This window comes from Streptomyces sp. NPDC057617 (assembly GCF_042800555.1).
Taxonomy (GTDB): Bacteria; Actinomycetota; Actinomycetes; order Streptomycetales; family Streptomycetaceae; genus Streptomyces.
The window spans coordinates 88,937-107,726 of record NZ_JBHVGV010000014.1; the positions used below are offsets into that span (position 1 = coordinate 88,937).

The window sequence follows — 18,790 nt, forward strand, 5'->3', positions numbered from 1 at the left end:
CCTGCTCACAACTCCCCTGAGAAAGCCCGCTTCTTTCCGATAAGGCGTCAATCGAGGGGCGGGCGCCGATCACCCTTTCGTGTGCTTTTCACCAAAGACCTCAAGGCTCATGGAAGCAACGCCGACAAAGGATGCGTGAGTACCCTTGCGCACACCATGATGACCGCCGCCCGTTCCGTCGAGCCGGGCCTCGCCGACCCGGGTGAACTCGACCGCTACCCCTTCGCGGAGGCGCCAGGCGCCGACCGCGCGGCTGCCCCCGTCTGGGAGGGCGCCGACACCGATCTGGGCCGGGTGGGACGGCGTACGACGAGCAGCCGCGGCCGCGGACTGCACGGCCAACTCGTCCAGCAGCTCGGCCAGATGATCGTCTCCGGAGACCTGGGCGCCGACCGGCCGCTCGTACCGGAGGAGATCGGCCAGCGCTTCGAGGTCTCCCGCACGGTGGTGCGGGAGTCGCTGCGCGTTCTTGAGGCCAAGGGCCTCGTGAGCGCCCGGCCCAATGTGGGTACGCGCGTCCGCCCGGTGAGCGACTGGAATCTGCTGGACCCCGACATCATCGAGTGGCGCGCTTTCGGACCGCAGCGCGACGACCAGCGCCGTGAGCTGAGCGAGCTGCGCTGGACGATCGAGCCCCTCGCCGCGCGGCTTGCCGCCGGCCACGGCCGGGCGGAGGTGCAGCAGCGGCTCGCCGAGATGGTCGAGATCATGGGCCACTCCCTCGCCCAGGGCGACTCGATCACCTTCGCCCGCGCGGACGCCGAATATCACTCCCTGCTGATCCAGCTCGCCGGCAACCGCATGCTGGAGCACCTCTCCGGCATCGTCTCCGCCGCCCTCCAGGTCTCCGGCGGCCCGGTCACCGGATGCGACCGCCCCACCGAGGCCTCGCTCGCCCACCATGCCCGGATCACCGACGCCCTCGCCTCCGGCGACGCGCACGCCGCGGAATCGGCCATGCGCCAACTGCTCACGGTCCAGCCGGAAGTGGAGCGCGTCGTGCCCGCGCCGCGCGAGCACTGACCGCCGCCAGGACCAGGACGTACGGGGATGTACGCATCGTGTGTCGCCGGACCCGGGGGGTCCGGCGATGCGATTGTGGGGCCTTAGATCCCGCTTCTGTGCGCTTTGTCGCAAATGGGGTGTGACTCGGGCCACGTGGAATGGGCGTAACACTCCTTGAGGCAGGGCGATGACCTAAGAGGTGACAGCCGAGGAGGGAATACGACCGCCGTGCGTGGCGCTGTATTCACCCTCTGAGGTCCTAGCCCGCGCCGTCGGCACATCCCCAGCCGACGGTCGTCGGCTCCGGCCCGATCCTGGGCGGGGCCGGAAGCCGTTTCCATCGTTCCGAGAGGTTGTTCGTGTCGGCCAGCACATCCCGTACGCTCCCGCCGGAGATCGCCGAGTCCGAGTCTGTGATGGCGCTCATCGAGCGGGGAAAGGCTGATGGGCAGATCGCCGGCGATGACGTGCGTCGGGCCTTCGAGGCCGACCAGATTCCGCCAACCCAGTGGAAGAATGTTCTGCGCAGCCTCAACCAGATCCTCGAGGAAGAGGGTGTGACGCTGATGGTCAGTGCCGCGGAGTCGCCCAAGCGCACCCGTAAGAGCGTCGCAGCGAAGAGCCCGGTCAAGCGCACCGCCACCAAGACTGTCGCGACCAAGACGGCCACGGCGAAGACCGTCGCGGCAGCCACCGCCGCTCCCGTGGTGGAGAGCGTGGACACGGCGGCCGACGAGGCCGTCGTACCCGCGAAGAAGACCGCCGCGAAGAAGACCGTGGCCAAGAAGGCGACGGTCAAGAAGACCGCCGCGAAGAAGACGACCGCCAAGAAGGCCACGGGCAAGAAGGACGCCGACGAGGCCCCGGACGGCGAAGAGCCGACCGACGAGATCCAGGGCGGCAAGGTCGAGGAGGAGGAGACCGAGGGCGAGAACAAGGGCTTCGTCCTCTCCGACGACGACGAGGACGACGCGCCGGCCCAGCAGGTCGCCGTCGCCGGTGCCACCGCCGACCCGGTCAAGGACTATCTGAAGCAGATCGGCAAGGTCCCGCTCCTCAACGCCGAGCAGGAGGTCGAACTCGCCAAGCGCATCGAGGCCGGGCTCTTCGCCGAGGACAAGCTGGCCAACTCCGACAAGCTCGCGCCCAAGCTCAAGCGTGAGCTGGAGATCATCGCCGAGGACGGCCGCCGCGCCAAGAACCATCTGCTGGAGGCCAACCTCCGGCTCGTGGTCTCGCTGGCCAAGCGGTACACCGGCCGCGGCATGCTCTTCCTGGACCTGATCCAGGAGGGCAATCTCGGTCTGATCCGCGCGGTCGAGAAGTTCGACTACACCAAGGGCTACAAGTTCTCCACGTACGCCACCTGGTGGATCCGGCAGGCGATCACCCGCGCCATGGCCGACCAGGCACGCACCATCCGTATCCCGGTGCACATGGTCGAGGTCATCAACAAGCTCGCGCGTGTGCAGCGCCAGATGCTCCAGGACCTGGGCCGCGAGCCCACCCCGGAGGAGCTGGCCAAGGAGCTCGACATGACCCCCGAGAAGGTCATCGAGGTCCAGAAGTACGGCCGTGAGCCGATCTCGCTGCACACCCCGCTGGGCGAGGACGGCGACAGCGAGTTCGGAGACCTGATCGAGGACTCCGAGGCGGTCGTCCCGGCCGACGCGGTGAGCTTCACGCTCCTCCAGGAGCAGTTGCACTCGGTCCTCGACACCCTCTCCGAGCGTGAGGCGGGCGTGGTCTCCATGCGCTTCGGCCTCACGGACGGCCAGCCCAAGACGCTGGACGAGATCGGCAAGGTCTACGGCGTGACGCGGGAGCGGATCCGGCAGATCGAGTCCAAGACCATGTCGAAGCTGCGCCACCCGTCGCGTTCGCAGGTCCTGCGCGACTATCTCGACTAGACCCTCGACCTGCTGGAGCCCGACCCACTCGGTCGGCACCTGATCCGCCCGGTCTCGATCGGGTCACTTTCAGGGGCGCACTGAAGCACGTTCGAAGGCCCGGATGCCTCCAGGGATCCGGGCCTTCACTCTGCGCGCGGGGTGCGGGAGGCGCGTCGGGGGCTGACTCTGGGTAGATACATCTTCACCGGAGAGTCAGGAGCCCGTATGCGCCGTTCCCTTGCCCGCGTGCTGACGGGAGGAGTGGCCGTGATCGCGGCGGGGGCGCTGCCGCTGCTCGTCTCACCCCTGCCCGCGGCCGCCGAGAGTGTGGTCATCGGGGGCGAGCCGGTACGGGCCGCCGACAGCCCCTGGGTCGTGGCCGTGTCCAGCCGTGACCGTTTCGGCGGTACGCGGGCGGGCCAGTTCTGCGGAGGCGTGGTGGTGGCTCCGACGAAAGTGCTGACGGCCGCGCACTGTATGAGCCCGGATGTGCTCGGAGGGCCTCCGGGACGGGTGCGCGACCTGAGTGTCATCGCGGGGCGCGACCGGCTGCGCGGCAGGGGCGGGCGTGTCGTATCCGTACGGTCCGTACAGGTGGATCCGGGGTACGACCCGGCGACCAATGCGGCGGATCTGGCCGTGCTGACCCTGGAGCGGTCGCTGCCGGGGCGGTACACGATCCGGCCCGCGGAGCAGGGCGATTCCGCCGCGACGCCCGGTACAGCCGCGGCCGTCTACGGCTGGGGCGACACTTCGGGGAACGGGGACTACGCCAGTACGCTGCGCTCGGCGCCGGTGACGGTGCTGCCGGACGGGAAGTGCGAGAAGGCCTACCCGGGCGGCTCAGGGGGCCGCTACGACCCCGCCACGATGCTCTGTGCGGGCGATCCCCAGGGCGGGCATGACGCGTGCCAGGGGGACAGCGGGGGGCCGCTGGTGGCCCAGGGACGGCTTATCGGGCTGGTCTCCTGGGGCAGCGGCTGCGGGCGCCAGGACAGTCCCGGTGTCTACACCAGGATCACCACGGGGAACAGGTCGGTCGCGGCCGCGGTGGGAGTGCCCGTACCGCGCTGAAGAGAACGGGCGGCCATCCCGCAGTACCGGGATGGCCGCCCGTCGGCCGGTGTGCGCCGGCCCCTGGCTCGTCGTGGATGCGAGGTGTCAGCGCTCCTCTTCACCGCCGCCGGCCGGAACAGCCGTCAGCCGGTCGGTCTCATCCTGTATTTCCGCGGCGATCTTCTTGAGTTCCGGCTCGAACTTACGTCCGTGGTGGGCGCAGAAGAGCAGTTCACCACCGCTGATCAGGACGACGCGCAGATAGGCCTGCGCGCCGCAGCGGTCGCAGCGGTCAGCCGCGGTCAGCGGGCTCGCGGGGGTCAGAACAGTAGTCACGTCGCCTCTTCTCTAGCTCGACGAGCTGTCGTACCAGGGTCAACATCCAACCAGGCCGAAAACGTTCCCGCTCTCGGCTTTTCCTCGAAAACTTCTTTCCGTGCTGGCCGGCTGCTGGTGGTTGGCGGCGAATGAGCCGTATTGCTGGCTGGGCTTCGCTCTACGGGTTTCGCTTCGCTTGACAGTGCTTGTCAGTGGGGAGCGCCCTCACCGGCTGGCTTGCCGGTTGTTGATGAGGACGTGCCCGGAGCCTAAATGGTTCATGCCTGGAAGGGAACGTGATGTGTGCTTCACCCTGGCGAGGGATCGAACACCTATACGACCTTGGACTAGCATGAGAAATCGCGAGGGTGGCGTGACAACGGCTCTACCAGGCCTCTGTACCCTCTGACCGGTGACAGACGCCGGGCCTTTACCCCACGGGGCCACATCTCAAATTCAGCGAGGAGCGAACCGCGTGACCGCCGAGACGTCCGTGCCGTCCACTGCGCTGCTGACCGCAGACCGTGACGGCTCCAACTACACCGCGCGGCACCTGCTCGTCCTTGAGGGGCTCGAAGCGGTCCGCAAGCGCCCCGGAATGTATATCGGCTCGACCGACAGCCGTGGCCTGATGCACTGCCTCTGGGAGATCATCGACAACTCCGTCGACGAGGCCCTGGGGGGGTACTGCGACCACATCGAGGTGATCCTCCATGAGGACGGCTCGGTCGAGGTCAAGGACAACGGCCGGGGCATCCCGGTCGATGTCGAGCCCAAGACCGGCCTGTCCGGCATCGAGGTCGTGATGACCAAGCTGCACGCCGGCGGCAAGTTCGGAGGTGGCTCGTACGCGGCCTCCGGCGGTCTGCACGGCGTGGGCGCCTCCGTGGTGAACGCGCTCTCGGCCCGCCTCGATGTCGAGGTGGACCGCAACAGCGCCACGCACTCGATCAGCTTCCGGCGCGGGGTCCCCGGCATCTTCACCGAGCCGGGCCCGGACAGCCCCTTCGATCCGGCGAACGGGCTGATCAAGGGCAAGCGGGTGCCCCGTACCCGTACCGGCACGCGCGTGCGCTACTGGGCGGACCGGCAGATCTTCCTCAAGGACGCCAAGCTCTCCCTGGAGACGCTCCACCAGCGCGCCCGCCAGACCGCCTTCCTGGTGCCCGGACTGACCATCGTCGTCAGGGATGAGCGCGCGGGCGCCGAGGGCGGGGGCCCGTCCGAGGAGATCTTCCGCTTCGACGGCGGGATCAGCGAATTCTGCGAATATCTGGCGCAGGACAAGGCCGTCTGCGACGTACTGAGGCTGACCGGGCAGGGCACCTTCAAGGAGACCGTGCCGGTCCTGGACGACCGCGGGCACATGACCCCCACCGAGGTCACCCGCGAGCTGGGCGTCGACATCGCCCTGCGCTGGGGCACCGGGTATGAGACCACGGTCAGGTCGTTCGTCAACATCATCGCGACGCCCAAGGGCGGCACCCATGTGAGCGGCTTCGAGCGCTCCCTGACCCGGACGGTCAACGAGGCGCTGCGCTCGGCCAAGATGCTGCGCGTAGCCGAGGACGACATCGTCAAGGACGACGCCCTGGAGGGTCTCACCGCCGTGGTCACGGTGCGGCTCGCCGAGCCGCAGTTCGAGGGCCAGACCAAGGAGGTCCTCGGCACCTCTGCGGCCAACAGGATCGTCTCCAATGTCGTCGCCAAGGAGCTGAAGGAGTTCCTGACCTCGACGAAACGCGATGCCAAGGCGCAGGCCAGGGCCGTGCTGGAGAAGGCCGTCGCGGCTGCCCGTACGAGGATCGCGGCCCGTCAGCACAAGGAGGCGCAGCGCAGGAAGACCGCGCTGGAGACCTCCTCGCTGCCGGCCAAGCTCGCCGACTGCCGCAGTGACGACGTGGACCGCAGCGAGCTGTTCATCGTGGAGGGGGACTCCGCGCTCGGTACGGCCAAGCTCGCCAGGAACAGCGAGTTCCAGGCGCTGCTCCCGATCCGCGGCAAGATCCTCAATGTCCAGAAGTCATCGGTCTCGGACATGCTCAAGAACGCCGAGTGCGGGGCGATCATCCAGGTCATAGGGGCGGGCTCCGGCCGTACGTTCGACATCGACGCGGCCCGTTACGGCAAGATCGTGCTGCTGGTCGACGCCGATGTCGACGGCGCCCATATCCGCTGTCTGCTGCTCACGCTCTTCCAGCGCTATATGCGGCCCATGGTGGAGGCGGGCCGGGTCTTCGCCGCCGTACCGCCGCTGCACCGGATCGAGCTGGTGCAGCCCAAGCGCGGCCAGGACAAGTACGTGTACACCTACTCGGACAACGAGCTGCGCCAGACGCTGCTGGAGTACCAGCGCAAGAACATCCGGTTCAAGGACTCCATCCAGCGCTACAAGGGCCTCGGCGAGATGGACGCCGACCAGCTCGCGGAGACCACGATGGACCCGCGCCACCGCACGCTGCGGCGGATCAACATCGGGGACCTGGAGTCGTCCGAGCAGATCTTCGATCTGCTGATGGGCAATGAGGTGGCGCCCCGCAAGGAGTTCATCACCAGCTCGGCGGCGACGCTGGACCGCTCGCGCATCGACGCCTGACGCGCTGTCCGGAGCCGTGGTCTCCACCCCAGGGTGGAGACCACGGCTCCACCTCTGATCAACCCGTACGCCGATGCTCCGACCTGGGCTTTCTCCGTACTGTCGACGGCGCCGACCTTCCGTGTCGGCCTTCCCCGTCCCCGGAGGCACTCCATGTCCGCGCTCGTCAATGTCCTGGTGATCATCGCCGCTGTCGCCCTGATCGCCGCACGCCAGCTCAGGCCGCAGCGGATCACCGCCGACGGGCGGCGCTGGCTGGTGCTGCCGGTGATCCTGGTGGTCCTGGCCCTGCGTGAGCCGGGTCTTCTCGACCAGCACCACCGGTCTCTGTCGGTGCTGCTGCTCGGAGCCGAGCTGCTGGTCGGTCTGGTGATGGGAGTCGGCTGGGCCAGGACCAGCAAGCTGTGGACCGGCCAGGACGGCACGCTGTGGAGCCGGGGCACCAAGGCCACGATCGCGGTCTGGATCGGCGGGATCGCGCTGCGGGTCGGCCTGATGGGCATCGGCGCGCTGGCCGGCGTTCACCAGGGGACCGGAGCACTGCTCCTCGCGCTCGCCGCCTCCGTACTGGTCCGCAGGGGCATGCTGGTGATGCGGGCGCGTACCGCCCGTCCGCCGTACGGTGACGGCTCGGCCGCCGCCGGGGCGGCAGCCGAGCCCTGGAAGGATCGTGTGTGACAGCCGAGGTCTGGACGAGCTGGCCCTCCCGGGAGGCCCTCTCCCGGCAGGGCCGTACCGAGGCCCGGCGCTGGCTGGCCCGTACGATACGGACGGTCGTCCTGGTGAGTCTGCTCTGGGCGACCCTCAGCCGGCGCCATGTGGACGGCTGGACGGCGGTGGCGGTTGTGGTGGTCATACTCGCCGCCGTCGGCTGCGCCTGGGCCTTCTTCCGCACCACCCTGCGGCATCAGCTCTGGCCGTCGGTCGGCCTGCTGGTCGTGCTGATGGGCGGGGCCATCGTCTCGAACCAGGCCGGGTTCGAGGTTCCCGCGGTCGTGATCTGGTGCGGCTGCGGCGTCTCCGCCATGGAACGGCTGCCGCTCGCCGCCGCCCTGCCCGTCGCCTTCGCCGCTCTCGGTGGATTCGCCGCGGTCAACCACGAGTCCTGGCCGGGCGCGGCGATCACGACCGCGGGTCTGCTCCTCGGCGGGTATGTGCTGCGGCTCGACGCGGAGGCGCGCGGCAGCGCCCAGCGGCTGCTGGCCCAGGAGCGGGCGGCCCGTGCCGCCGAGGCCGAGTCGGCCGCCCTCGCCGAGCGGGCCAGGATCGCCCGCGACATCCATGACGTCCTCGCGCACAGCCTCTCCGCGCAGCTCGTGCACTTGGAGGCGGCCCGGCTGCGGATCGAGAAGGAACCCCCGGGTCCGTTCCGCGACCAGATCCTGGAGCGGGTGGTGGCCGCGCGCTCCATGGCGCGCGAAGGGCTCGCCGAGACCCGGCAGGCGCTCTCCGCGCTGCGCGGGGAGATGCCCCCGCTCGGTGAGTATCTGCGGGAGCTGGCCGCGGTGGACGGTGCCGAGGCGGTGGTCGAGGGGACTCCGAGGCCGCTGCCAGCGGAGGCCTCGCAGACGGTACGGAGGGTGGCGCAGGAGGCGCTCACCAACGTACGGAAACACGCGCCGGGGGCGCGCGTGCGGATGGTGCTCACGTACGGGACGGACGAGGTCACGCTGGATGTACGGGACTCCGGCGGGAAGGGCGCGGGCCCGGCCGGGCTGGGGGCCTCGGGCTCCGGGTACGGTCTGCTGGGGATGAGGGAGCGCGCCGAACTGCTCGGCGGGAGCCTGGAGGCCGGACCGCACGGCATCCGGGGCTCCGGTCCCGAGCACACGGAGGGTCCGGAAGGGCCGGAGGGCTCCGAGGTCTCTGAGGGTTCCGAGCGTCCTCAGGAGCGCGAAGGTCTCAAAGGCCCCCGAGCGAAAGGTTTCACCGTGCGTCTGCGAGTGCCCGCGTGACGGCCAGGGTGATCGTGGCCGACGATCAGGCCGTGGTGCGCGAGGGCATTGTGATGCTGCTCGGGCTGCTGCCCGGTATCGAGGTCGTCGGCGCCGCGAAGGACGGCGAGGAGGCCGTGTCCCTGGTCGCCGAACTCGCTCCCGATGTCGTCCTGATGGATCTGCGGATGCCGCGCTGCGACGGGGTGGAGGCGACGCGCCGTATCCGTACCGAACACCCGGGCACACAGGTGGTGGTCCTCACGACCTACGCCGACGACGACTCGCTCTTCGCCGCGCTCCGGGCCGGTGCGCGCGGCTATCTCACCAAGGACGCGCAGGGCGAGGAGATCGTACGGGCCGTCGAGGACGTACTGGCGGGTCAGGCCGGGCTGGCACCCGCCGTACAGCGCAGACTTCTGGAGCGGGTCACCGCCCCGCACGAGCCTCCGGCGCCCGTGGAACTGCCCGACGGGCTCACCGCCCGGGAGGCCGAAGTGCTCTCCCTGGTCGCGGAGGGGCTCTCCAACAGGGAGATCGCACAGCGGCTGCACATCGGCGCGGCCACGGTGAAGACCCATATCAACAATCTCTTCGCCAAGGCCGGGGTGCGCGATCGCGCACAGGCCGTGCGATACGCCTATCAACGGGGACTCATCCCGCCACCCGGGACAACTATCACCTGATGGGGTGAAGCCGGGGCGACCGGACTCCCGGGCGCCACCGTGCCGACCATCCTTGCTACGCGGCCGAAACGGTTCGCCGACAAGGAGAGTTGACCGGTGGAGAAGCAGGATGGGCGGGAGACCGCGGCGGTGCGGCTGGACGACCCGTGGTACGAAGCGCTGGCCTCGGACTGGGGCGAGCCCGACGGCTCCGGCCCGCCGCCGGCACCTGTCCCGCCAGGAAGCGCCGCCGACGGCGACACGGACTCCGACATCTATCTGCGGGTGCAGCGCAGCGCCGCCTTCCAGGAGGTGCGCGGCCGCTACCGGCGCTTTGTGATCCCCGCGTCGCTCGCCTTCTTCCTGTGGTACTTCGCGTATGTCGTGGCAGCGACGACCGCGCCGGAGCTGATGGCGAAACCGGTGGTCGGAGCGGTGAATGTCGCGATGGTGGCGGGCCTCGGCCAGTTCCTCTCCACCTTTCTGCTGGCCTGGGCGTACGCACGCCATGCCCGGCTGCGCAGGGACCGGGCGGCGCTCGAACTGCGCTGGGCCGTCTTCGACCAGGAGCAGGCACGGGAGCAGGCGGAGAAGCGGCCCGGGCCGACGTCGGCCACGATGCCCACGGCACCGACGACTCCGGGGCGTGCCCGGTGAGCGGCGATCATCAGACTCTGGCGCTGCTGCTGTTCAGCGCGTTCGTCGCGGTCACCCTCGGGATCACCACATGGGTGAGCCGCCATCGGCAGGGCTCGGCGGAGGAGTTCTACGCCGGCGGGCGGCTGTTCTCACCCATGGAGAACGGTTTCGCCATCGCCGGGGACTATATGTCCGCCGCCTCCTTCCTCGGCATCTCCGGCCTGATCGCCCTCTTCGGCTACGACGGCGTGCTCTACTCGGTCGGCTTCCTCGTCGCCTGGCTGGTCGTCCTCTTCCTGGTCGCCGAACTCGTCCGTAACTGCGGCCGGTTCACCCTCGCCGATGTGGTCGCCGCCCGGATGCGCGAGCGGCCGGTCAGGGTCGCGGCGGGCATCTCCTCGGTCACCGTGTCGGTGCTCTATCTCGTCGCGCAGATGGTCGGGGCGGGCAGTCTGGTCGCTCTTCTGCTCGGCGGTACGAGCGCGTCGGCGCGCACCTGGACCGTGATCGGTGTCGGCGCGCTGATGGTCGCCCATGTGACGCTCGGCGGGATGCGGGCCACCACCTGGATCCAGATCGTCAAGGCCGTCCTGCTGATGGCCGGGGCGGTCGCGCTGACCACGCTCGTCCTGGTCCGCTTCCACGGCGATGTCAATGGACTGCTGAACACCGCCGTGGCGCACAGCGGCCATGGCGGGGAGTTCCTCGCGCCCGGTCTCAAGTACGGCGGGGACTGGACCGCGCGGTTCGACTTCATCAGCCTGGGGCTGGCGCTCGTCCTGGGCACGGCGGGGCTGCCGCACATCCTGTCCCGCTTCTACACCGTGCCGACGGCGCGGGCCGCTCGGCGCTCGGTGGTCTGGGCCATCGGACTCATCGGCGGCTTCTATCTGATGACGATCGTGCTCGGGTTCGGGGCGGCGGCGCTGGTCGGCTCGGATGCCGTACGGGCGTCGAACGCGGCCGGGAACACGGCGGTTCCACTGCTGGCGCTCGATCTCGGGGGAGGGGCGGGATCCACCGGCGGAACGGTTCTCTTCGCGGTTGTCGCGGCGATCGCGTTCGCCACCATCCTGGCCGTCGTCGCGGGCATCACGCTCGCGTCTTCGGCCTCCGTCGCGCATGACCTGTACGCGTCGCTCCGGCGTCGGCGTACCCACCGAAGGGGCGGGCGGCGGGGCGAGGTCGCGGTGGCCCGGCTGGCGGCGGCCGGGATCGGCGCGATGGCCATCGCGCTGAGCCTGCTGGCCCAGGAGCTGAATGTGGCCTTCCTGGTCGGACTCGCCTTCGCGGTCGCCGCCTCGGCCAATCTGCCCGCCCTGCTGTACTCCCTGTTCTGGCGGAGCTTCACCACGCGGGGCGCGGTCTGGGCCGTCTACGGGGGACTGGTTCCGGCCGTGGTGCTGGTGGCGCTCTCGCCGGTGGTCTCGGGGAGCCCGGAGGCGGTGTTCCCCGGCCTGGACTTCCAGGTGTTCCCGTTGCAGAACCCGGGCGTGGTCTCCATTCCGCTGGGCTTCCTCGCGGGCTGGATCGGTACGGTCACCTCGCCGGAGCGGCCGGACGCGGCCAAGCACGCGCAGACGGAGGTGCGTTCGCTGACGGGCGCGGGCGCGGTGTGACCGTACCGCGCTGTACGGTTCTGCGGCGTACGGTCGTGCTCAGCCCCCGACCAGTCCGGTCAGCCCCTCGACCAGGTGAACCGGTGCTCGGGGCGGCCCGTCTCGCCGTACCGCAGCGTGAGTTCCACCCGTCCGGCCCGCTCCAGCAGTTTGAGATAGCGCTGCGCGGTCTGCCGGCTCATTCCCGCGCGCTCCGCGATCTCGTGTGCCGACAGCGGCCCGTCCGCGCCCATCAGCACCTGGCGCACCAGCTCCGCGGTGGTGGGGGAGTGGCCCTTGGGCAGGGCGGGGGCGCTCGCGGCGGAGAGCGCCCCGAACATCCGGTCCACCTCCGACTGTTCCGCCTCGCCGCCGCCGTCCAGGGTGCGGCGCAGCGTCGCGTACGCCTCCAGCTTGGCGCGCAGCCCGGCGAAATTGAACGGTTTGACCAGGTATTGGAGCGCTCCATGGCGCATCGCGGCCTGGACGGTGGCGACATCGCGTGCCGCCGTCACCATGATCACATCGGTCTGATGGCCCAGCCGCCGCAACTCCCGAACCACCGCGAGCCCGTTCTCGTCCGGCAGATAGTGGTCCAGGAGGATCAGATCGACGGCCTGCTCGGAGATCCGGCCGAGCGCCTCGGCGGCCGAGTGCGCCTGGGCCACCACCCGGAAGCCCGCCACCTTGGCCACATAGGCCGTATTGATCTCCGCGACCCGGATGTCGTCGTCCACGACCAGTACGTCGATCATCGTGTCTCCCCGGCCGGGCTCATCGGGCCATCAACGACTGCCGGTTCCGCTTCCGCCTCGGCGGTCAGGGCCTCCGGGAGCACGACGGTGAACTCGGCGCCGCCGCCCGCCGATTCGCCGACCCGGGCGCTGCCGCCCTGCCGCTCGGCGAGTCTGCGTACCAGGGCCAGACCCAGACCGCGCTTGCCGTGGGCCGGGGGCTCCTTGGTCGACCAGCCCTCGGAGAAGACCAGTTCGCGATGGGCTGCGGGGACACCGGGACCGCTGTCGGAGATCACAAGGACGACCGTACGGCCTTCCGCCCGCAGTTCCACCTCGATCCTCGGGTCCTCGGAGCCGGCCGCCGCGTCCAGCGCGTTGTCGACCAGATTGCCGACGACCGTGACCAGGCCCTGCGGGTCCACCAGCCGGTCGGGCAGCAGGCTGCCGGGCGAGAGCCGCAGCGAGACCCCGCGCTCGGCGGCGACGGTGGCCTTGCCGACCAGCAGCGCGGCGGGCAGCGGGTCATGGATCCGCTCGGTGATCTGCTCGGCGGTGGCCCGGTGCACCCCGACGACCTCGGTGACGAACTCCACGGCCTCCTCGTGCATGTCCAGCTCCAGCAGCCCGAGCAGGGTGTGCATCCGGTTGGCGTGCTCATGGTCCTGGGCGCGCAGGGCGTCGATCAGCCCGCGGGTGGCGTCCAGTTCACGGCCCAGCCGCTCCAGCTCGGTGCGGTCGCGGAGGGTGACGACCGCGCCGCCGTCGTCGGTGGGCATCCGGTTGGCGACCAGGACACGGCTGCCCCGGACGGCGAGCAGATCCTCGCCCAGCACCCGCCCCGCCAGCACCTCGGTGGTGCGTCCGCCGCCCAGCACCTCGTCCAGCGGGCGGCCTATGGCGTCGGGGCCCAGGCCGAGCAACCGCTGCGCCTCGTCGTTGATCAGCCGTATCCGGCCGCTCCCGTTCAGCGCCACCACGCCCTCCCGCAGGCTGTGCAGCATGGCCTCGCGCTCGGTGAGCAGCGCTGAGATATCGGAGAAGGCCAGGTCATGGGTCTGCCGCTGGAGCCGCCTGGAGATCAGATACGCGGCGAGCGCCCCCGCGGCCAGCGCTCCTCCGGCATAGGCGAGCAGCCCCGGGATCGCGGCGAGCAGCCGGTCACGGACGCTGTCGTACGCGATGCCGACCGAGACGGCTCCGACGATCTCGCCCGTACGGTCGCGCAGCGGGACCTTGCCCCGGGCGGAGCGGCCGAGCGTACCGCTGTCGATCTCCATGACATGCGCGCCCGCGAGGGGCGCGCTGGGGTCGGTGGAGACGACCCTGCCGATCTGGCTCGTGTCGGTGTGCGACCAGCGGACCCCGCGTCTGTCCATGATCACCACATACTCGGCGCCGGTGGCCCGCCGGATGCGCTCGGCCTCGGCCTGTACGGGCCCGCCGGGCGTCGGCCGCGAGGACACCAGATCGGCGGCGATCTCCGCGGAGGCGGCGGTCTCGGCGATCGCCAGCGCGCGGCTCATCGCCTGGTCGTCCAGCTCATGGCTGAAGGGCGCCAGAAAGAGGCCGGTGGCCAGCACGGTGACGCCCGCGGCGATGGCGAGCTGCATCAGCAGCACCTGCGAGAAGACCCGGCGCGGCCAGCCGAATCGCCGGCGTCTCTCCTCGGTGCCCGGTCCGGCACTCATGTGTACGAACGGTAGAGGGCCGGGCGGGCTTTCTGAAATTTCCATGGTTCCGCAAATTGCTTGCAAGGTTTGCAGATCGCTTACGTTTGCCTGATGAGCGGCCAAAAACTGCCTGGTGTGGGGTCGCGGGGGTCAACTCAGGAGGCGAACCAGTGGATTTGGTTCTGTCTGAGCAGTGGACGGACTGGCAGTTCTCTGCAACTCTCTGACCGCAAAACGCAAAAGACCCTGCTCATCAGTGCACAAATGCTTGCCATTCGGCAGGCAGTCAGAGCCGCGCCCTCGCCGCCCCCGCGCCGAGGCCGAAGATCGGGGATCCATGAGATCGCTACGCCGGAGATGGCGGGTCCTCTCCGCCGCCATAGCCACCAGTCTTGTGATGATCGGCTGGCCGTCGCTGACCGCTGCCGCGGCCGACGGCCCCAACGTCGCCGCGGGGCGGACCGCGGCGTCGAGCACCAGTACGGGCGGCACGGGAGCCCGTAACGCGACGGACGGAAACCAGTCGACGTACTGGGAGGGCAACGGCAAGGGCCCTCAGTGGGTACAGACGGACCTGGGCTCCAGCAAGCGCGTCGACGAGGTCGTGCTGAAGCTCCCCGCAGGGTGGGAGAGCCGCAAGCAGACCCTGTCCCTCCAGGGCAGCGCCGACGGGACCAGCTTCGCGACGCTGAAGACCTCGGCCACGTACAGCTTCAGCAAGGGCCAGGGCAACACGGTGAAGGTCGCCTTCCCGGCCACCAAGGCGCGGTTCGTGCGGGCGAACTTCACCGCCAACACGGCGGGGAAGAAGGCCCAGCTCGCCGAGCTGGAGGTGCACGCCGCGGCGGCCGCCTCGGTGAACCTCGCCCTCGGCAAGACGCTGACCGCGAGCAGCTTCACCGAGGTCTACGGGCCCGGCAACGCCAATGACGGCAACAAGGCCACCTACTGGGAGAGCAGGAACAACGCCTTCCCGCAGTGGATCCAGGCCGACCTCGGCTCCTCCGTCCGCGTCAACCAGGTGGTCCTGCGGCTGCCGGACGGCTGGGGAGCCAGGGACCAGACGCTCAAGATCCAGGGCAGCACCGACAACAACAACTTCACCGATCTGACGGCGTCCAAGGCCTACACCTTCAGCCCCGCGACCGCGCAGACGGTGACGATCTCCTTCGACGCCACCACCACGCGCTATGTCCGGGCGCTGATCACGGCCAACACCGGGCAGCCCGGCGGCCAGGTCTCCGAGCTGGAGGTCTACGGCCCCGAGACCGGTGACACCCAGGCCCCCACCGCCCCCACGGAGCTGGCCTACACCGAGCCGGCCACCGGCCAGATCCGGCTGAGCTGGAAGGCGTCGACCGACGACACCGGTGTCACGGGCTACGACATCTACGCCAACAACGAGCTGCGCACCAGCGTCGCGGGCAATGTCACGTCCTTCACCGACACGCAGCCGACCGGGACGACCGTCTCGTACTTCGTACGGGCCAAGGACGCGGCCGGCAATGTCTCCGGCAACAGCAACACGGTCACCCGCCAGGGGGACACCGGTGACACCCAGGCGCCGACCGTGCCCACGAACCTCGCCTACACCGAGCCGTCCTCCGGCCAGATCAGGCTGACCTGGGGCGCCTCCACGGACAACCGGGGCGTGACGGGCTACGACATCTACGCCAACAATGTGCTGCGCGCGAGCGTGGCGGGCAATGTCACCACCTACACGGACACCCAGTCCGCGGGCACCACGGTCTCGTACTTCGTACGGGCCAAGGACGCGGCGGGCAACCAGTCCGGCAACAGCAACACGGTGACCAGGAACGGCAGTTCCGGTACGGCGTCGAACCTGGCCGTCGGCAAGCCGATCACCGCGTCCTCGACGGTCTTCACCTTCGTCGCGGAGAACGCCAACGACAACAGCCTCACCACCTACTGGGAGGGCGCGGGCGGCAGCTACCCCAACACCCTCACCGTGAAGCTGGGCGCCAACGCCGACACCCAGAGCGTGGTCGTCAAGCTCAACCCGGACAGCAGCTGGGGCCCGCGCACCCAGAACATCCAGGTGCTGGGCCGTGAGCAGAACGCCACCGGCTTCACCAGCCTGGTGGCCGCCAGGGACTACGCCTTCACCCCGGCCAGCGGCAATCTGGTGACCATCCCGGTCACCGCGCGCGTCGCCGACGTCCAGCTGCGGTTCACGTCCAACACCGGCGCCGGCGCGGGCCAGGTGGCGGAGTTCCAGGTCCTCGGTGACCCGGCGCCCAACCCGGACCTGGAGGTCACCGCGCTGAGCGCGTCCCCGGCCTCCCCGGTCGAGTCCGACCCGATCACCCTGTCGGCGACCGTGCGCAACTCCGGAGCGCTCGCCTCCCCGGCCGGTTCGGTCGAGTTCCGGCTCGGCGGTACGAAGGTGGGCACCGGTTCCGTGGGCGCGCTCGCGGCCGGGGCCTCGGCCACCGTCACCGCGAACATCGGTGCGCGGGACGCCGGTTCGTACCAGCTCAGCGCGGTCGCCGACCCGGCCAACGCGATCATCGAGCAGAACGAGACCAACAACACCTACACGGCGGCGAGCCCGCTGGTGGTGCGGCCGGTCGCCAGCTCGGACCTGATCGCGGCCACGGTCTCCACCTCGCCCTCCTCGCCGTCGGCCGGGGACACCGTCTCCTTCTCGGTGGCGATCAGGAACCAGGGCACGGTGGCCTCCGCGGCGGGCGCCCACGGCATCACGCTGTCGCTGCTGAACTCGTCCGGAGCCACGGTCCAGACCCTGACCGGCTCGTACAACGGCACCATCGCCGCGGGCGCGACCTCGGGCCCGGTGGGCCTGGGCACCTGGACGGCCGCCAACGGCTCGTACCAGATGAAGGTCGTCATCGCCGACGACGCCAATGAGCTGCCGGTCAAGCGCGCCAACAACACCAGCACCCAGCCGCTCTTCGTCGGTCGCGGCGCCAACATGCCGTACGACATGTACGAGGCGGAGGACGGGGTCGCGGGCGGCGGCGCCCAGGTCGTCGGTCCCAACAGGACCGTCGGCGACATCGCGGGCGAGGCGTCGGGCCGCAAGGCCGTCACCCTCAACGGCAACGGCAACTATGTCGAGTTCACCACCAGGGCCAGCACCAACACCCTGGTCACCCGGTTCTCCATCCCCGACTCGGCGGGCGGCGGAGGCACCAACTCCAACCTGAACATCTATGTCGACGGCACGTTCGTCAAGGCCATCGACCTCACCTCGAAGTACGCCTGGCTGTACGGGAACGAGACGGCGCCCGGCAACTCCCCGGGCTCCGGCGCGCCCCGTCACATCTACGACGAGGCCAACGTCATGCTGGGCAGGACCGTCCCGGCGGGCAGCAAGATCAGGCTCCAGAAGGACGCGGCCAACGCGGGCACCTTCGCGATCGACTTCATCAACCTGGAGCAGGTCGCGCCGACCGCCAACCCGGACCCGGCGACGTACACCGTCCCGACCGGATTCACCCACCAGGACGTGCAGAACGCGCTGGACCGGGTCCGTATGGACACCACCGGCAAGCTGGTCGGTGTCTATCTGCCGGCCGGTGACTACCAGACGTCCAGCAAGTTCCAGGTGTACGGAAAGCCGGTCCAGGTCCTCGGCGCGGGTCCCTGGTACACCAGGTTCTTCGCTCCGTCGACGCAGGAGAACACCGATGTCGGCTTCCGCGCGGAGGCGGCGGCGAAGGGCTCGTCCTTCACCGGCTTCGCGTACTTCGGCAACTACACCTCGCGCATCGACGGTCCCGGCAAGGTGTTCGACTTCGCCAATGTCTCGGACATCACGATCGACAACATCTGGAACGAGCACATGGTCTGCCTCTACTGGGGCGCCAACGCGGACCGGATCACGATCAAGAACTCCCGGATCCGGAACATGTTCGCCGACGGCATCAACATGACCAACGGCTCCACCGACAACCACGTGGTCAACAACGACGCGCGGGCGACCGGCGACGACAGCTTCGCGCTGTTCTCGGCGATCGACGCCGGTGGCGCGGACATGTTCAACAACGTGTACGAGAACCTGTCCTCCACGCTGACCTGGCGGGCGGCGGGTCTCGCGGTGTACGGCGGCTACCGCAACACCTTCCGGAACATCCATATCGCGGACACCCTGGTCTACTCGGGCATCACGGTCAGCTCGCTGGACTTCGGCTACGCGATGAACGGATTCGGGACCGAGCCCACGACGATCGAGAATGTCTCGATCATCCGGGCCGGCGGTCACTTCTGGGGCAGCCAGACCTTCCCCGGAATCTGGCTGTTCTCGGCGTCGAAGGTGTTCCAGGGGATCCGGATCAACAATGTCGACATCGTCGATCCGACCTACAGCGGCGTCATGTTCCAGACCAACTACGTGGGCGGCCAGCCGCAGTTCCCGATCAAGGACACCATCCTCAGCGACATCTCGATCACCGGCGCCCGCAAGAGCGGTGACGCCTTCGACGCCAAGTCCGGCTTCGGACTGTGGGCGAACGAGATGCCCGAGGCGGGTCAGGGACCGGCTGTCGGTGAGGTCACCTTCAACGGTCTGACGCTCAACAACAACGCGGTGGACATCAGGAACACGACGTCCACCTTCAGGATCAACGTCAATCCGTGAGTGATCCGCAATCCGTGAGTGATCCAGAGGGCTGAGAGCGGGACTGTGGCGGGTTG

At 69.3% G+C, this 18,790-nt stretch carries 13 protein-coding genes; 10 read left to right on the plus strand and 3 right to left on the minus strand.

The genetic code is table 11. The features are described from left to right. Positions 1-81: 81 nt before the first annotated feature. From ACFU9P_RS29390 to ACFU9P_RS29400, 3 genes are all read left to right on the plus strand, one after another. The gene (locus tag ACFU9P_RS29390; protein WP_376379722.1) at positions 82-1,023 is read left to right on the plus strand and encodes a FadR/GntR family transcriptional regulator; all 942 of its coding nucleotides are present in this window, start codon (positions 82-84) and stop codon (positions 1,021-1,023) included. Between the two features lie 341 nt (positions 1,024-1,364). Then, positions 1,365-2,915 carry an RNA polymerase sigma factor gene (locus tag ACFU9P_RS29395; protein WP_376379719.1) on the plus strand — a complete coding sequence of 517 codons (1,551 nt, stop codon included), beginning with the start codon at positions 1,365-1,367 and terminating at the stop codon, positions 2,913-2,915. A 207-nt stretch (positions 2,916-3,122) separates the two neighbouring features. Next, entirely contained in the window at positions 3,123-3,971 is an 849-nt protein-coding gene (locus ACFU9P_RS29400) for a serine protease (protein WP_384086563.1), read from the plus strand. 87 nt (positions 3,972-4,058) lie between these two features. Here the strand turns inward: ACFU9P_RS29400 and ACFU9P_RS29405 are convergent, their stop codons facing one another. Continuing rightward, complete coding sequence (locus ACFU9P_RS29405; RefSeq protein ID WP_046495432.1) at positions 4,059-4,289, minus strand: hypothetical protein; 231 nt, start codon at positions 4,287-4,289, stop codon at positions 4,059-4,061. 457 nt (positions 4,290-4,746) lie between these two features. Between ACFU9P_RS29405 and ACFU9P_RS29410 the strand changes: the two genes are divergently transcribed. The 6 genes from ACFU9P_RS29410 (at position 4,747) to ACFU9P_RS29435 (ending at position 11,724) form a co-directional block, all read left to right on the plus strand. Beyond that, positions 4,747-6,867: a type IIA DNA topoisomerase subunit B gene (locus tag ACFU9P_RS29410; protein ID WP_384086566.1), complete on the plus strand. Its 2,121-nt coding sequence runs from the start codon at positions 4,747-4,749 to the stop codon at positions 6,865-6,867. 153 nt (positions 6,868-7,020) lie between these two features. Further along, on the plus strand, positions 7,021-7,545 hold the full coding sequence (locus ACFU9P_RS29415; RefSeq protein WP_384086569.1) for a DUF1453 domain-containing protein: 525 nt from the start codon (positions 7,021-7,023) through the stop codon (positions 7,543-7,545). Beyond that, positions 7,542-8,822, plus strand: a complete 1,281-nt coding sequence (locus ACFU9P_RS29420; RefSeq protein WP_384086572.1) for a sensor histidine kinase — start codon at positions 7,542-7,544, stop codon at positions 8,820-8,822. Before ACFU9P_RS29415 ends, ACFU9P_RS29420 begins: the two co-directional genes overlap by 4 nt. After that, complete coding sequence (locus ACFU9P_RS29425; protein WP_376379706.1) at positions 8,819-9,487, plus strand: response regulator; 669 nt, start codon at positions 8,819-8,821, stop codon at positions 9,485-9,487. The genes ACFU9P_RS29420 and ACFU9P_RS29425 overlap by 4 nt, the downstream gene beginning before the upstream one ends. 96 nt (positions 9,488-9,583) lie before the next feature. After that, a complete protein-coding gene (locus ACFU9P_RS29430) occupies positions 9,584-10,123 on the plus strand; it encodes a DUF485 domain-containing protein (protein ID WP_384086575.1) in 540 nt (179 codons plus the stop codon). After that, the gene (locus ACFU9P_RS29435; RefSeq protein ID WP_384086578.1) at positions 10,120-11,724 is read left to right on the plus strand and encodes a cation acetate symporter; all 1,605 of its coding nucleotides are present in this window, start codon (positions 10,120-10,122) and stop codon (positions 11,722-11,724) included. The genes ACFU9P_RS29430 and ACFU9P_RS29435 overlap by 4 nt, the downstream gene beginning before the upstream one ends. 59 nt (positions 11,725-11,783) lie before the next feature. Here ACFU9P_RS29435 and ACFU9P_RS29440 read toward each other — a convergent pair whose 3' ends face one another. Together ACFU9P_RS29440 and ACFU9P_RS29445 are read right to left on the minus strand one after the other, a co-directional pair. Then, positions 11,784-12,458 carry a response regulator gene (locus ACFU9P_RS29440; RefSeq protein ID WP_384086581.1) on the minus strand — a complete coding sequence of 225 codons (675 nt, stop codon included), beginning with the start codon at positions 12,456-12,458 and terminating at the stop codon, positions 11,784-11,786. Beyond that, a complete protein-coding gene (locus tag ACFU9P_RS29445) occupies positions 12,455-14,128 on the minus strand; it encodes an ATP-binding protein (RefSeq protein ID WP_384086584.1) in 1,674 nt (557 codons plus the stop codon). The genes ACFU9P_RS29440 and ACFU9P_RS29445 overlap by 4 nt, the downstream gene beginning before the upstream one ends. 319 nt (positions 14,129-14,447) lie before the next feature. On the opposite strand from ACFU9P_RS29445, the gene ACFU9P_RS29450 reads away from it, so the two are divergent. Beyond that, complete coding sequence (locus tag ACFU9P_RS29450; protein ID WP_376379693.1) at positions 14,448-18,734, plus strand: discoidin domain-containing protein; 4,287 nt, start codon at positions 14,448-14,450, stop codon at positions 18,732-18,734. Positions 18,735-18,790 lie beyond the last annotated feature (56 nt).

Excerpts from the sequence above, each read along its gene's own strand:
- ACFU9P_RS29445 (WP_384086584.1), bottom strand. The coding sequence starts at position 14,128 with ATGAGTGCCGGACCGGGCACCGAGGAGAGACGCCGGCGATTCGGCTGG.
- ACFU9P_RS29450 (WP_376379693.1), top strand. The coding sequence starts at position 14,448 with ATGAGATCGCTACGCCGGAGATGGCGGGTCCTCTCCGCCGCCATAGCC.
- ACFU9P_RS29440 (WP_384086581.1), bottom strand. The coding sequence starts at position 12,458 with ATGATCGACGTACTGGTCGTGGACGACGACATCCGGGTCGCGGAGATC.
- ACFU9P_RS29400 (WP_384086563.1), top strand. The coding sequence starts at position 3,123 with ATGCGCCGTTCCCTTGCCCGCGTGCTGACGGGAGGAGTGGCCGTGATC.
- ACFU9P_RS29415 (WP_384086569.1), top strand. The coding sequence starts at position 7,021 with ATGTCCGCGCTCGTCAATGTCCTGGTGATCATCGCCGCTGTCGCCCTG.